The sequence below is a fragment of the Deltaproteobacteria bacterium genome (genome assembly GCA_020848905.1).
GTDB lineage: Bacteria > Myxococcota_A > Polyangia.
The window spans coordinates 278,997-293,171 of record JADLHG010000031.1 but is presented as its reverse complement, the minus strand read 5'-3'; the positions used below and the strand labels follow the sequence as shown (position 1 = coordinate 293,171).

13 protein-coding genes are annotated in these 14,175 nt (G+C 71.1%); 5 read left to right on the top strand and 8 right to left on the bottom strand.

All coding sequences use genetic code 11. The features are described 5' to 3' along the window. Positions 1–460: 460 nt before the first annotated feature. The 7 genes from IT371_13495 to IT371_13465 form a co-directional block, all read right to left on the bottom strand. Positions 461–1,453 (bottom strand): hypothetical protein, encoded by a 993-nt coding sequence (locus IT371_13495; GenBank protein MCC6748669.1) that lies wholly within the window; start codon positions 1,451–1,453, stop codon positions 461–463. A 67-nt stretch (positions 1,454–1,520) separates the two neighbouring features. Then, complete coding sequence (locus IT371_13490) at positions 1,521–2,225, bottom strand: hypothetical protein (protein ID MCC6748668.1); 705 nt, start codon at positions 2,223–2,225, stop codon at positions 1,521–1,523. Position 2,226: 1 nt separating this feature from the next. Beyond that, positions 2,227–4,449 (bottom strand): 1,4-alpha-glucan branching protein GlgB, encoded by a 2,223-nt coding sequence (gene glgB, locus IT371_13485; protein ID MCC6748667.1) that lies wholly within the window; start codon positions 4,447–4,449, stop codon positions 2,227–2,229. 5 nt (positions 4,450–4,454) lie between these two features. Further along, positions 4,455–4,994 carry a hypothetical protein gene (locus tag IT371_13480; GenBank protein MCC6748666.1) on the bottom strand — a complete coding sequence of 180 codons (540 nt, stop codon included), beginning with the start codon at positions 4,992–4,994 and terminating at the stop codon, positions 4,455–4,457. Positions 4,995–5,092: 98 nt separating this feature from the next. Beyond that, complete coding sequence (locus IT371_13475; protein MCC6748665.1) at positions 5,093–7,519, bottom strand: serine/threonine protein kinase; 2,427 nt, start codon at positions 7,517–7,519, stop codon at positions 5,093–5,095. A gap of 96 nt (positions 7,520–7,615) precedes the next feature. Then, entirely contained in the window at positions 7,616–8,152 is a 537-nt protein-coding gene (locus IT371_13470; protein ID MCC6748664.1) for a type II toxin-antitoxin system HicB family antitoxin, read from the bottom strand. A 52-nt stretch (positions 8,153–8,204) separates the two neighbouring features. Then, positions 8,205–8,990 carry a hypothetical protein gene (locus IT371_13465; protein ID MCC6748663.1) on the bottom strand — a complete coding sequence of 262 codons (786 nt, stop codon included), beginning with the start codon at positions 8,988–8,990 and terminating at the stop codon, positions 8,205–8,207. A gap of 272 nt (positions 8,991–9,262) precedes the next feature. Between IT371_13465 and IT371_13460 the strand changes: the two genes are divergently transcribed. From IT371_13460 to IT371_13440, 5 genes are all read left to right on the top strand, one after another. Continuing rightward, positions 9,263–10,018, top strand: a complete 756-nt coding sequence (locus IT371_13460) for a serine/threonine-protein phosphatase (GenBank protein MCC6748662.1) — start codon at positions 9,263–9,265, stop codon at positions 10,016–10,018. Between the two features lie 25 nt (positions 10,019–10,043). Further along, positions 10,044–11,144: a pyridoxal-phosphate dependent enzyme gene (locus IT371_13455; GenBank protein ID MCC6748661.1), complete on the top strand. Its 1,101-nt coding sequence runs from the start codon at positions 10,044–10,046 to the stop codon at positions 11,142–11,144. A gap of 128 nt (positions 11,145–11,272) precedes the next feature. Further along, a complete protein-coding gene (locus IT371_13450) occupies positions 11,273–11,563 on the top strand; it encodes a zinc ribbon domain-containing protein (protein MCC6748660.1) in 291 nt (96 codons plus the stop codon). A gap of 171 nt (positions 11,564–11,734) precedes the next feature. Continuing rightward, positions 11,735–12,052, top strand: a complete 318-nt coding sequence (locus IT371_13445; GenBank protein ID MCC6748659.1) for a hypothetical protein — start codon at positions 11,735–11,737, stop codon at positions 12,050–12,052. Continuing rightward, positions 12,049–12,978 (top strand): rhomboid family intramembrane serine protease, encoded by a 930-nt coding sequence (locus IT371_13440; protein ID MCC6748658.1) that lies wholly within the window; start codon positions 12,049–12,051, stop codon positions 12,976–12,978. Before IT371_13445 ends, IT371_13440 begins: the two co-directional genes overlap by 4 nt. Positions 12,979–13,009: 31 nt before the next feature. Here the strand turns inward: IT371_13440 and IT371_13435 are convergent, their stop codons facing one another. After that, positions 13,010–13,867 (bottom strand): hypothetical protein, encoded by an 858-nt coding sequence (locus IT371_13435; protein ID MCC6748657.1) that lies wholly within the window; start codon positions 13,865–13,867, stop codon positions 13,010–13,012. Positions 13,868–14,175 lie beyond the last annotated feature (308 nt).

Sequence of the window (14,175 nt, the reverse complement as noted above, 5' to 3'; positions counted from 1 at the left end):
GAGGCCGGGGCTTTCCCGGGGTCGCACCCCTCCGCGCGCTCCCGCTGGGCGGCACGCCGGACGGGCGCCTCCGCGGCGCAGCCCGGGCCGTTCCGCTGGAAGCAGCCCCCTCGGCATCCCCGCGCAGCGCTCGACGAGCTGTCCCCCGACCATCCCCCGTCGGCTGAGCGAGGGGGCGGCGCTCGCGCAGGAGCGGGTCAGCAGCTCTTCTCGCGGGTGGTGCCAGCCGCTCCGCAACGAGCTCGAGGTCCTGGCCATCGCTCCCCAAAGTACGCGCGGCGCGGAGTGGCGCCCAGAGCGCGAGTCCCCCCGCCAGGCCGAGGTGCACGACGAGCGAGAGCCCCACGGCCCCCCACCCTCGCCGCGCGCTACCACGCCTCCCGGCAATCCGCCGTTCGCGCGGCCGCAGGTCGCGCCCGAACCTCGACGCCGCGGCGATCATCATCGCTTCGCGCCGTGCTCAGCGCCGCGTGCCGGACGCGAGCGCCTGCAGCACCTCCGACTGGATCTCCGAGACGTAGGGCCCCATCGGTCGCCCGTCTCGGCGGTAGGTCGCGGCCCAGATGCGCCCGCCCACGAAGTAGCGTTGGTCCTTCTCCGCGACGTGCAGGAGCCACCTCCGCCCGCGCGCCGCCGCCCCGCGCCCCTGCGCGTGCCCCGCGAGTCCGAGCACGGCGTAGGCCGTCGTCTGGGTGCAGAGCCGCCCCCCGAGCTCCGTCTCCCAGGCCCCTGCCGGCGACTGGCTGCCGACCAGGGCGCGCAGGCTCGCCTGCGTAAACTGCTCCACCTCGGGACTCAGGCGCGAGCGCCCCTTGAAGACCGCAATGGCCCACAGCAGGGAGGCGTGGGACAAGCGTTGCGCGTCCCCGGCCCCGTAGAGGTCCCAGGCCCCGCGCCGCTCCACCACCCGCTCGAGCATGCCGCGGGCGTAGGCCACGTCCCCCACCGCCACGGCCGCCCGGATCGCCGAGGCCGCGTCCCAGCCGGCCATGTTGACCAGCCCCTGCCCACCACGGTGGCGGATCAGGTGGTCCACGTAGCCCGCCGGGGTGTAGTTCTGACTCAGCACCCGGAACCAGCGCGCGGCGTCCACCACGTAGCCCGCGGCCACCAGGAACTCGAGGTCTTGCGTGTAGGGGCGGTTCCCTTTCCACCCCGCGTCGTACGCCGCCACGAGCGCGTCGGCCGCCCTGAGCGCACTGTCCTCGTGCTCCTTGAGGCGCGTGATCCGGTGCGCCGCCAGCAGTCCGTGCGCGCTGACGCCCGTGATGTTCGGCGCCGACCGACGGGTCCCGAGCTGCCACTCCCACGAGTCCTTCAGCCCGCCGCGATAACGCCCCTGGGCCGCCACGTGATGGTCCGCGGCGTCCTCCACCTCCACCGCGAGCGGCGCAGCCCCGCTCGTCCCCGGAGCCCCGATCAACCCGGCCAGGATCCACGCGTGCACACGCATGCCGCACCTCCGTCTCGCAGGTAGGGTGACACGCGGGCGAAAAGCGTTCACGGCCGCCCGCCGCCGATCAGGGATGCGTGAGGCGACAGCCCCCCTTGATGCAGTCCGCGCCGGGGAGCGGCAGTCCCATGCCCGCGCACTTATTGATGAGACACGGCCCCGCCTGGCAGACGGGCGGGGTGACGCGCGCCGGGGCCGCCAGGCAATGGCAGCAATCGTCGATCACGCGGCAGTCCTTGGGCCCGGCGCAGGCCGGCGTCCCCACCTCCGCGACGTGGCAGCGCCCGAGGAGGCAGTAGGCCTGAGGCTTGGTCATCCCCCACGCCGCGCAGGCGTTCTGCTTGCACACGCGCTTGCAGAGCCCGGGGTTCTCCCAAAGGAGCACTCCCTGGCAGGTGCAACAGTCCTGAAAGACCTTGCAGTCGGAGTCCTGGGTGCAGGTCCGACTCGCCGGTCCGTCCGTCCCGGCCACGATGTCGGGAGCCGGCCGCAGATCCCCCGGCGCGTGCGCGTCGCGCAGCGGTCCGAGGTCGCGCCGGTGCGCGTCGGTCGAAGCGCCGTCGCCGAACTGCTGGTCGCGGCGCGGTCCGTCGAGGCCGGCGCCATCCGCGGCGGTTCCGTCGCGCGACGCGGCGTCAGCCCCGCTCCCGTCGGGAATCAGCGGCAGGCGCGTGCTGCACGCGGCGGCAGCCAGCGCGAGGCAGAGGAGCGCGGCATGGCACCCGCCGACGCGCCCCCGGCCCGGCCGCCGTCCCCCATCCGGCCGCTCCATCTCAGCTCGCTTCGAGCAGGAGCGCCCCGAGCGGCGGCAAGGTGAAGGCCGCGGAACAGGGGAGCCCGTGCCAGGGAACGGCCTCGCTTTGTACCCATCCACTGTTCCCCACGTTGGCGCCGCCATACCCTTCTCCGTCGGTATTCAAGAGCTCGCGGTAAGCCCCAGCCCGCGGCAACCCCACGCGATAGTCGTGACGCACCACGGGCGTGAAATTGAACACGCAGACCAGCTCGCTCGTCGGGCCGTGCCGCATGAAGGCGAAGACGGACTGCGCGCGGTCGTGACAGTCGATCCAGCGGAAGCCGCGGGGCTCGGCGTCCCAGGCCCAGAGCGCATCGTGGCTGGCGTAGATCCGGCCCAGGTCCTTGACTAGCTGCTGGATCCCCGCGTGGAGCGGATGCTCGGCCAGGTGCCAGTCGAGGCTGTGGTCGTGCGTCCACTCCGCCCACTGCCCGAACTCGCCCCCCATGAAGAGGAGCTTCTTGCCCACGTGCGCGTAGAGGTACGCGAGGAGCAGGCGCAGGTTCGCGGCCTTCTGCCAGTCGTCGCCGGGCATCTTCCCGAGGAGCGAGCCCTTCAGGTGCACCACCTCGTCGTGCGAGAGCGGCAGGATGAAGTTCTCCGTGTACGCGTAGAGCATGCTGAAGGTGAGGTCGTCGTGGTGGTACGAGCGATGGACCGGCTCCTTCGCGAAGTAGCTCAGCGTGTCGTGCATCCACCCCATGTTCCACTTGAAGCCGAAGCCGAGGCCCCCGAGGTAGGTCGGCAGGGTCACGCCCCCCCACGCCGTGGACTCCTCGGCGACGGTGAAGGCGCCCGGGAACTCCCGGTAGACCATCGTGTTCAGCTCCTGCAGAAACGAGATCGCCTCCAGGTTCTCGCGCCCGCCGTAGCGATTCGGGAGCCAGTCCCCGGCGCTGCGGCTGTAGTCGAGGTAGATCATCGAGGCCACCGCGTCGACGCGAATCCCGTCGAGGTGGAACTGATCGAACCAGTACGCCGCGTTGGCCAAGAGGAAGCCGCGCACCTCGTTGCGCCCGTAGTTGAAGATCAGCGTGCCCCAGTCGCGGTGTTCGCCCTGGCGCGGGTCCTCGTGCTCGTAGAGGGCGGTCCCGTCGAAGCGCCGCAGGGCGTGATCGTCCCGCGGGAAGTGGGCCGGAACCCAGTCGAGAATCACGCCCACGCCGTGCTGGTGACAGAGGTCCACCAGGAACCGGAGCCCGTCCGGGTCGCCGAAGCGCGCGGTGGGAGCGAAGTAGCCCGTCGTCTGGTATCCCCACGAGGGGTCGTAGGCGTGCTCGGCCACCGGCATCAGCTCGAGGTGCGTGAAGCCGTGCTCCACCGCGTGCGTCACGAGGCGCGGCGCCAGCTCGCGATAGCTGAGCCAGGCGTTCCCTCGGTCGGGCGCCCGCATCCACGACCCGAGGTGAACCTCGTAGATCGCCATCGGACGTCGGCGATGGTCGAAGTCCCGCCGCTGCTCCATCCAGCGCGCGTCTCCCCACGCGTAGTCGCCGAGGCCCCAAACGACCGACGCCGTCTGCGGACGCAGCTCGGCGCGCAGGGCCACGGGGTCGGACTTGGTGCGCAGCGAGCCGTCGGGGAGCTTCAGCTCGAACTTGTAGAGCTCACCCCGGCCGATGCCCGGGACGAAGAGCTCCCAGATCCCCGAGCTCCCGAGCTGTCGCATCGGGTGGCGGCGGCCGTCCCAGTCGTTGAAGGTCCCGACGACGCTCACGCGCCGCGCGTTCGGGGCCCAGACCGCGAACGCCGTCCCGGCCACCCCGTCGATGACGCGCGGGTGGGCGCCGAGGCGTTCGTACAGCCGGAGGTGCCGTCCCTCGGCGTGCAGGTGCAGGTCGAGCTCGCCCACCGTCGGCGCGAAGCTGTACGGATCGACGTACGCGCAGCGTCCGCCGTCTCGCAGCTCGAGCTCGATCCGCGGATGGACGGGGAAGGTCCCGGCCGGCACGAACCCGCCGAGAAGGCCCCCCTCTCGCAAGCGCCCGAGGGGACGCACCTCGCCGTTGAGCTCGATCCGGCCCCCCACCGCCTCGGGGTGATAGGCGCGCACCACGATCCCCGCCACGCCGCCGGCCTGCGCGGGGTGGGCGCCCAGGATCCCGTGCGGGTTCGAGCACACTCCGTCGAGCAGGGGGCCGACGAGCTCCGACCTCCCGAGGAGCTCGGGTCCCGCACCGACGTTCGACAGAGCAGCCATACGCCTTACTCCAGGCGAAACGAGCCCACCAGCGACGGGAGCTCCTTCAGGTCGAAGTAGACCACCGAATCGCTGATCACTTGCCCCGTCGCCACGTCCGCGATCGTCCCGTGGCAGGTCGTGTGCGTTCGATGCAGGTTCCAGGGGCGGAGGTCGCGCTTCTCGCCCACGTACCGGAAGCGCCGCCCGTGCGCCTCGAACTCGAAGGCATAGCGAATCAGCGCCTCGCTCACGTAGCGGAAGTCGAGCGTCCCCCGCAACGGCGCCGCGGTGCAGAGGCCGCCCGCCGTGACCGTCCCTTCCAGCAGCGCCTTGGTGAAGTCCCCTTTCAGCGGATTGAGGTAGTGCACGAGATCCGGGTGCCCCCACCTCACCTCGAAGGAAAACGGGAGCTCGCTCCCCACCCGGATGGGGCGCCCGAGCGATGGCGACACCGGCTCGAGCGGCTCGAGCTCCCGCAGCGTGCGGTGGGTCCCGGTCATCCGTTCGCTGACGTGGAAACCGAGGCGCCGTGGGCGTCCCGCCAATCGTTCGAAGAAGCTCATGGGCGGCATGCTGCCCCCGTCGCCGGGGTGAAGTCAATGCGCGGACCGTCTCGCGCACGCCGCGGGGGAGGCGTTGCGTTTCGCAACGCGGCGGACGCTCAGCTCTCGGCGAGCCCCGTCTCGAGGAGGAGGTACGCGAGCCGCGCTGCGCGCTGCGCCTGCTCCGGGTTGTCGTAGCGGGTCAGGAGCTCGCGCAACGAGACCCGGCCGTCGAGCTGGTCGAAGGTCTGCCGCGGGGCCGGCCCCAGGCGAAAGACCTCGGGGGGAACGGCGGGCATCTCGGCCGCACGCGGTCTCCGGTCGAGGAAGGGCTCCAGCCGGGCGCGCAGGAAGTCCTGGGAGAGCGCGTCCACCGCGGAGCCCATGATCTCGAAGGCGTCGAGCCCCAGCGGGGCGGAATCGCTCTCGCAGTGACGCCCCCTGAAGAACGCGTACGTGCCTTCGGTCCAGGCGAAGGCCTCGAGCAGCTTGTGCCGCACCTGGTGGGTCAGGTGCCGCAGGACCTCCATCGGCCGCAAGAGCTTCAGCGCCACGAGCGTGTCCCCGAGCTTGCCGTCGAAGTGCGGGAGCATGGCCAGCGCCATGGAGAGCTCGCCCTTGGAGATCACGCCGTGGCCGAGGAGGTACTGGCCGAAGAGCTCTTCCGCGCGGTTCGAGGTCACGTACTGGGGATCTCCGTCGACCAGGAAGATCTCCTTGAGGCGGTCCCGCTCCTGCAGGAGCAGCAGCCCCGTCTCCTCGTCCACCGCGAGCTTGAACAGCACCCGGAAGAGGCTCGTGCGCCCGAGCTCGCCGCGAAGGTCGGCCTCCGCGGTGGCCGCCATGGCCGACAGGGGGCTCAGACGTTGCCCCGCCGCCGCCTCGGCTTCGGCCGCCGCCGCCTCGTCCACGACGATCGGAAGCTCGAGATCGTCGTCGAGGTGCGAGTAGCTCCAGTAATCCGCCGAGGCGTAGGTGGAGCTGGCGGTGAGCTCCGGTACGGCCGCGAGCGCCTCCTCGGTGTTGAGCCGCGGTTCGTCGAGAGTCGGATTCGTTCCCGGGGGGAGAGGGGGCTGCGCCGCCGGCGGCGAGAGCACGATCTTGCGACGCCGACCCACCACCTCACGCCCCTCGTCCGCCGCCGCGGAGGGTCGTGCGAGCACGGGCGTCGGCTCCTCCTCGAGGTGGAGCGCGAGCGGCAGCTCACCCAGCTCGAGAGCCCCCTCGGGGAGCGGGTGAGCGGCCAGCACCGCCTCGATCTCCTGCTCGAGCGACGACGCTGACCGCCGGGCGGCGGGCGTCCCGACCTCTCGCTCGGGCGGGCGCCCCTTCGCGACCTCGGACAGCACAGGGCTCGCCAACGCGTCGCTCGCGACCGGCCTCGGCTTCCCGGCGGCCGGTGGGGGCACCGCCTCTACCTTGGGGAGCGGCGGCGGCGTGCGGCGCGCGAGTTCCGGGGGAGGAGCCGGGGGAGCGGCCACCGGCTGGGGCGGCGGACCGACCATCGACGGTCGCTCGTCGTCCAGCGAGACCGGAGCGTCCATCGCCGAGTGGCGGATCGCCTCCACCTCGACCTCGCGACTGTCCGGCCGCTGACTCGTGATCGGCCCCTCGTCCTGCATGAGCCGCTCGAGAAAGCGCCGCACGTCCGTGGCGCGCACCATCCTCCGGGTGTCGAAGAGGTAGCGGTGCAGAGCGTCGCGGAAGGCCGCCGCGTCCTGATACCGGAGCGAGGGGTCCCGGGCCAGGCTGGACTCGAGGATCTGCTTCAGCTCGTCGGGGATGCGCTGCCCGTACTTGTGCAGGCGGTCCAGACGAGCGTCCCGCACCTGCAGCAGGACCTCGAGGTCGTTCTTCGCGTAGAAGAGGCGCCGGATCATCAGGAACTCGGCCAGTACGATTCCCACGGCGAAGAGGTCCGCGCGGTGATCGACCACGCCTCCCGCCACCTGCTCGGGGGCCATGTACCCGTACTTCCCCTTGAGCGCGCCGGCCTCGGTGTGTCCGCGGCGCATGGCTGCCCGCGCGATGCCGAAGTCGCCGATCTTCACCTCGCCGAGACGCGAGATGAAGATGTTCGAGGGCGAGACGTCCCGGTGCACCACGCCGAGGTTGCGTCCCTGCTCGTCGGCCAGGCTGTGGGCGTAGTCGAGCGCATCGAGCACGTCGGCCAGGATGTGCACCGAGATGCCGGTCGTGGGGCGGCAGCGGCGCTTGGCGCAGCGGCGGAGCAGCGCCAGGCCGTCCATCCCGTCCACGTACTCCATCGCGATGTAGTACTGGCCGTCCACCTCGCCGAAGTCGAGCACCTGGACGACCTTCGGGTGGTCGAGGCGCACCATGAGGTTCGCCTCGTCGATGAACATGTCGATGAACTCGCTGTCGGCTGCCAGGTGCGGCAGGATGCGCTTCACCACCAGGGTCTTGGCGAACCCGTGCGCGCCGCGGGTCTTGGCGCGGAAGATCTCCGCCATGCCCCCGACGGCCAGCCGCTCTTCCAGCTCGTAGCGACCGAACCGCACTGGCTCGAAAGCGGCTTCAGACACAGGCGGATTGTATCACGGGGGGGCGCTGCGGAAGGTCCTTCTGTCGGCGAGCCCGCGCGGGAGAAACGACCGCCCGAAGTCGCGTCGCAGGGCGCGTCACCGACGGCCGCCACCGCCCGGACCGCGACGGCCGCCGCCGGGGCGAGGACCGCGCCCACCGCCCCCCTGGTCCAGACTCCGCACGTACTCGATGAAGTCGGCGCGGTTCTCCATGATGTCGTGGTAGCGTGGCCCGCCCATCTCGCGTGGACGCCCTTCGCGGTTCGGCGCCGGGCCGCGGGCGCTCCGTCCACCGCGCCCACGGAGCAGGTCCGCCGCGCGCGTCAGCACCTCGCCGAGGAGGGTCTCGAGCTCCACTCCCTCCTCCCGGGCCAGGAAGCGCAGGTCGCGGTGAAGCGTCGCCGACACCTTGAGCCTGAGCTCGCCATCGGCCGGCTCCTCGTCGATCGGCACGGGCGCCTCGAGCCCCTGTTCCCTCATGTTGGCGAGCTGGTCGGCCATGGCCGCTTCGAGGTTGGCGACGGCCTCGCCGCGCGTGGCCCCCTCCGCCTCGCACCCGGAGAGCTCCGGAGCGCGGGCCACGAAGGCGTCGCTCGACGACGAATGGGCCACCACGATTCGATACGTCTGCATGGGTCACCTGTGCGAATGAGCGGGGCGAGTTTCGGGCAACTGCCCCCGGGTGTCAACGCGCGGCAGCCTCGCGACTCGCGGCGATCGCCCCTACGAGCTCCTCGCAGAGGGCGGTCCCGGGCGGCGGCGCGAGCCGACGGAGCTGCTCGGCGATGGGGGGCGTGACCCCGGAGAGGATGAGGCGCGGCGCCGGCTCGTGGCGGTAGTCGCCGTAGATGGCAAGCGCCTCGGGCACCGTCGCCTCGGGAAGGAAGAGGCACGCCAGGTCGACGATCACCACCGAAGCATCGCGCATCACGACCAGCATCATCAGGCGGCCGAAGGCCTCGTCGAGCGCCTGACGGTCGGGGTCTCCGACGAGAAAGAGGCAGGGAAGCCGCTCGTCGAGCAGGCAGACCACCTGGCTCTTCTCCATCACGGCGCGGTGGCGCGCTTCGAGGGCCTGCCGGGCGCCGCTCGAGTGGGACTCCGCCGCCACCACAGCCAGTCCGCGGGCGAAGCCCTCGGGCACCGCGGTGAGCGCATCGCCCAGGCCGTACGCCAGGGCCAGCGCGGCGTCGATCGACACGCCCTGTCCCGCGAGCCACCCGCAGGTGAAGGCGAGGCGTTCGACCATCTCTCGCAGGTCCGTGCCGCCGAGCGCCAGGGAGGTCGCGCCGCGCAAGCCCTCCTCGAGCCCCTCCAGGATCGCCCCGCACCGCTCCCTCAGCGTCGGCAGGAGGTCAGACCGCCCGCGGAGAGCGAAGCTGTGACGCCCCAGCGAGGCCAGCCAGGCCTCGAGGACCCCAGGTCCCTTCTCGGTGAGCGCCGACCTGAGCCGTTCCACCTCGCCCGACATCGCTCCTCCGGCCTCGCGAGGCGACATTCATAGCGCAGGCGTCGAAGCGCCCACAACGCCTTTCGCCCGCCGCTGCGCGCCGCGCATCACGCGCCGGCCATCGCACCTCCTTCGACCGACGGCGCGAGACGTGGCTGGATTGCCGAGCCCGAGCCCTGCTAGACTGGAAGCCGGTACGTAACGATCGACAGGTGGCTCGTTCGGCGCGACGTTGCAGTCGCGCGGCCCGCTGTCGGCAGCGTACCAGGGAGCGCAAGCGCGAAAGATCCTGGATGCAGCTCCGGTCCCACGGCATCTCCGACGTCGGTCGTCGACGCACGCTGAATGAAGACAGCTTCATCAGCGACGACGAGCTTGGCCTCTATGTCGTCGCCGACGGCGTGGGTGGCCACGCCAAGGGCGAGATCGCGAGCGCCCAGGCGGTGGAGGAGGTCTACGGCTTCGTCAGCCGCAGCCGGAAGGTGGTCGAGCGCTTCTTGCGGTCCCCCACCGAGGAGCACCTCTTTGCCGTCCGCCGCCTGGTCGAGAGCGCGGTGCAGGCCGCGTGCTACATGGTCTTCGGACTCGCGGAGCTCGACCCCAACCGACGCGGCATGAGCACTACCATGTCGGTGCTGCTGCTGGCCGAGGGGCTCGGCGTGGTAGCGCAGGTCGGAGATAGCCGCGTCTACCGCTACCGCCAGGGCCAGGCGCAGCAGCTCACCGAGGACCACACGCTCGTCAACTACAAGCTCAAGCACGGCCTGATCACCCCGGAGGAGGCCGAGCGCGCCCCCGGCAAGAACGTCATCACCCGGGCGGTGGGCCACCGGGACTACGTCCAGGTGGATACCGTGGAGTGCGACGTGGTCCCGAAGGACCGCTTCCTGCTCTGTTCGGACGGGCTGCACGTCTACTTCCGCGAGGGCGAGCTCGCGCCCCTGCTCGGCAGCGGCTCGCTCGACGCGGTGGCCCAGCGCCTCGTGGACCTGGCCAACGAGCGCGGAGGTCGCGACAACATCACCGCGCTGCTGGTCGACGCCGGCTGATCCACGCCAGGCACCCGGACGCATTGTGGACGAGGCCGCGCGCGCGCTAACCCGGCCTCCCGAGGCGCTCCTGCAGCGCCTCCCCCGTCTCGCCGACGAGGTACCCTGGCTGCCGCTCGGCGCCTGGCCCACCCCCGTGGAGCGGCTTTTGCGCCTCGGCGCGGAGCTGGGCCTCGAGCTGTGGGTGAAACGGGAGGACCGCTGCGGACCCGCGTACGGCGGGAACAAGGTGCGTAACCTCGAGCCGCTCCTCGCGCAGGCCCTGCGCCGCGGCTGCCGTTCGGTCGTGGTGGTCGGGGGCGTCGGCTCCAACCAGGTGGTGGCCACCGCCTACTACGCCCGCGAGCTGGGCCTCGCCGCGCACGCGGTGGTCGTGCCGCAGCCGGTCACGCCGAACGTGGCGCGGAACGTCTCGCGGGCGGCCGCGCTCGGGGCCACGATCTGGCCCTGCCCTAGTTCGGTCCTCCTGCCGCTCACGCTGCTTCGCGCCTGGCGTGGCGCGGAACGCCCCTTCCTCATCGGGCCCGGCGGCTCCTCGGTGCGGGGCTCTCTCGGGACCGTCGCCGCGGGGCTCGAGCTCGGGGCGCAGGTGGCCCGCGGCGAGCTGCCGCCCCCCTCGCGGATCTACCTGCCCCTCGGGAGCTCGGGCACTGCGGCGGGCTTGCTGGTCGGGCTCGGCCTGGCCGGACTCCGCCCGGAGCTCGTGGCCGTGGCGGTGGTGCACCGGCTGCTCGCCAACGGCCTGCGGACGCGACGCCTGGCCCGCGCCCTGGGCCGCGAGGCACGCCGCCTCGGCGGAGAGGTCCCGCGACGGCTCCCTTCCCTGACGGTGCTCCACGGCTTCTACGGCGGGGGCTACGGGCGCGTGACCCCCGCGGGCCTCGACGCGCAACGCCAGCTCCTCGAGCTGGAGGGGTTGACGCTGGATACGACCTACGGGGCGAAAGCCATGGCCGCGTTGCTCGGGCACGCCCGGAGCGGAGCGCTCCACGGGCCGGTGCTCTTCTGGCACACCTACGATGGACGGACTCCCGCCCTCCCCTCGAACCTGCCCGAGGAGAAGGCGCGATCCCTTCTGCCACCCCGCGTCCAGGCCTGGCTCGCCGCCGGCCCGGCACGCGAATAATCAACCCAGTTACGAGGACTTGAAGTACTATCGGTTCACGACGCCGGTCGGGCGGAGAGGAGCCGCCGCCGTCCGTCTTGACAAAGTCCGCCCAGCGCCTACCTTTCCGAGCAGTGGAGGTTCCCCGCATGCCCATCTATGAGTACCGCTGCAACGCCTGCGATCACCACTTCGAGGAGTGGCAGAAGATGAGCGACGAGCCCGTGCGCAAGTGCCCTAGCTGCGGCAAGCGCAAGGTCGAGCGCCTCGTCTCCGCCAGCTCCTTCCACCTGAAGGGCGGTGGCTGGTACGTCACCGATTACGCGCGCAAGAGCGGCGGCGGCAAGGAAACCAGGTCCAAGTCCGAGTCCTCGTCGGAGAAGAAGGACAAGTCCGAGAAGAAGGACAAGGGCGAGCCCGCCGCCTCGACCGGAATCTAGGACACCGATCGGTGTTCTAGAACCCGAGGTCGTTGGAAAGGACCCGCGCCGATTCCCCGCCCCGCACACGCACCACGGGCGATGGTCGTCGCCCTGCTTCTCGGCGCCGCGGGGTGTCCGCCCCCCGCCACGATCCCTCGCACCGCGCCGTGCCGCCCCCGCTGTGGCTCCGTGTCCGTGTGCGCGCAGGAGCTCGAGGCACGCCTTGACGAGGCGCGCCGCCCCTTCGTGGCGTGCGTGGGAGACGAGGCGCGCCTCGGACGACTGTCCACCGCCCACCGCTGCTTCCGTGCGCTCCGGCTCCTCGAGTCGGGGCGCTGGTGGCTGCGCACCCTGACAGGCGAGGCGGAAACCGTCCCGACGGTCTACGGCGTGACGCGCGAGCCGGTGCGCCTGGACTTCCTGTGCCGCCTGGAGCGGCTAGCGCTCGCACGCTCGGCACCGGCCGTCGAGGAGCGATACCTCGAGATGATCCGCGCCTACCCGTGAGCGACGCGGCCTTCGTGGAGCTCTGTCGCCCGCCGACGCGACGGGAGGCCGAGGAGCTGCGACTCGTGCTGACGAGTCAGGCCATCGACGCGCGGGTCCTGCCGCTCGTCCTCGTGGATCCCGACGCGTCGCGCGGCTGGGCCGTCCACGTGCCGACCGAACGGCTCGCCGAGGCCCAGCGGATTCTCGACGAGGAGCGCACGGAACAGCGCCTGCGCGCGCTGCGCGACCGTCCGCCGCCGGAGGTCCCGCGCCCGGGGTTCTACTGGGTCGTCGGCCTCATGCTGGTCAATCTCGGGGTCTTCTCCCTGATGGAGCGCGCCGGAGGCTCCGAGGCGCATCGCGTGCTGCTGCGCTTCGGGGCCAGTCAGGCCCAGCTCCTGCGCGAGGGGCAGTGGTGGCGAACCGTGACCGCCGTCTTCCTGCACATCGGCGCGACGCACCTCGTGGGCAACACCGTCAGCCTGGGGGTCCTCGGCGCGCTCGCGCTGCGCGCCTTCGGCGTAGGCTACGGCTTCGCGGCCTACGTGCTCTGCGGCGTGGCGGGAAACTGGGTCAGCTTCGTGGTCTCCCCGGGTCCCGCCATCAAGGCCGGCGCCTCGGGAGCGGTGCTCGGACTCCTCGGGCTGGTGGCAGGCCTCCGGCTCCGGCAGCTCCTCGGCGGAGACGACCACTCGCGCTTCCGACCCTGGCACGTCCTCGCCACCCTCGTCGCCTTCTACGGACTCGTCGTCGGTACCGGGTCGGTGGACCACGCGGCCCACGTGGGAGGGATTCTCGCGGGCCTCGCGCTCAGCTACCTGCTCCCCACGCTCGAGGCGCGGAGCGCGGCCGGTCCGCGGCGGTGGCCGGCCTTGCTCGCGGGGCTGCTGGCTCTCGCGCTCGTGGGGGGAGCAGCTGCCCTGGCGTACCGTGCGGGGAAGTAGCTCGGCGGGGTGCGAAGGAGACGAACGAGGACTAGTAGAGAAGCGGCGGGATGAAGAAGGAGCAGGAGCGCTTCACGGGGAGCTCGGACGGGCCGACCTCCACGAACCGGACGGACATCTTCACGCCCGCCACTCCGTCCTGCGCGGGCACGTCCACGCCCCGCTGCAGCGCCACGAGGGTGGCCTTCTCCTTCGTCTCGTGGTCGCGCCAGAGGTCGTAGAGGCGCCGCAGAAGCTCGGCCTTGGCCTCGCCCACCTCGGCGCCGACGTTCTTCTGGAAGCAGAACGGGGTGGACGGGGCCTGCAGCGAGCTCCCGCCGTTCATCATCAGGGCCACGGCTCCCGAGTAGAAACCGAGGTCGAGGCCGATCTCCTCGGCCGGCACGGCCCAGGCCTGAGGCACGTACCCGCGCTTGACCTCCGCCCAGCGCTCGGCGGAACCGCTCACCGCGTCGAGCCCGGCCTCGTTCAGCGCCCTCACCACCGTCTTGTGGCACTCGGCGATGGCACGCTGCCGCGCCTCGAGCCGCGTGACCCAGAGGCAGAACTCCTGCCCGGCGTCCGCCGACTCCCCGAGGCAGAAGGTGGTGCCGTTGGACGAGCCGCGGAACGGGACGTCGGCGCCTGGCTCGAGCAGGTACGGGTAGCCGGGACCCGAGGGGAGCTCGCACGCGAACCGGACACCGCCGCCTCCCGGCACCGGGTCCACCTCGGTCGTAACCTCCTTCGGGTTACGCGGGAGCTTGGCCACGCCGGACACCGTGCCGCTCGCCTGCGGCGTCTCGCCCGGCTGCCACGCGCCATCGTCGGGGGTACCGCACGCAGCCCAGGCGAAGGAGCCCACGCAAACGACGACCACGTGCGTCAGTCTTCTTCTGAGCGTCACCATGGGTTCCTCCTTGGCCCCCGGGGCCGGTTCGTTTGCTCTGCGACCGCGGCAAACACTGTCAGTGAATAATGTACGACAGCTTTCAAATAATATTTACATAAAAATCCCTCGATCGAAAGAGAATTTTGTGAAAAATTATCACATTATTTCAATGTATTACACATATCTCACCTCTCCGCAGTGGGGCATACACGGCCCATGTGGGGGCCAAAAAAGCTCGAGCTATCAGCTTCTGATGCAAGCTATCAAACATTGAATTTGACGATTATTAGCCTTCGCCACTGTTTGTTTTTGCGATCTTGCGCGCA

Coding starts and splice junctions, on each gene's coding strand:
- IT371_13495 (MCC6748669.1), bottom strand. CDS start 1,453: ATGCGTGTGCACGCGTGGATCCTGGCCGGGTTGATCGGGGCTCCGGGG.
- IT371_13490 (MCC6748668.1), bottom strand. CDS start 2,225: ATGGAGCGGCCGGATGGGGGACGGCGGCCGGGCCGGGGGCGCGTCGGC.
- glgB (MCC6748667.1), bottom strand. CDS start 4,449: ATGGCTGCTCTGTCGAACGTCGGTGCGGGACCCGAGCTCCTCGGGAGG.
- IT371_13480 (MCC6748666.1), bottom strand. CDS start 4,994: ATGAGCTTCTTCGAACGATTGGCGGGACGCCCACGGCGCCTCGGTTTC.
- IT371_13470 (MCC6748664.1), bottom strand. CDS start 8,152: ATGCAGACGTATCGAATCGTGGTGGCCCATTCGTCGTCGAGCGACGCC.
- IT371_13465 (MCC6748663.1), bottom strand. CDS start 8,990: ATGTCGGGCGAGGTGGAACGGCTCAGGTCGGCGCTCACCGAGAAGGGA.
- IT371_13460 (MCC6748662.1), top strand. CDS start 9,263: ATGCAGCTCCGGTCCCACGGCATCTCCGACGTCGGTCGTCGACGCACG.
- IT371_13450 (MCC6748660.1), top strand. CDS start 11,273: ATGCCCATCTATGAGTACCGCTGCAACGCCTGCGATCACCACTTCGAG.
- IT371_13435 (MCC6748657.1), bottom strand. CDS start 13,867: ATGGTGACGCTCAGAAGAAGACTGACGCACGTGGTCGTCGTTTGCGTG.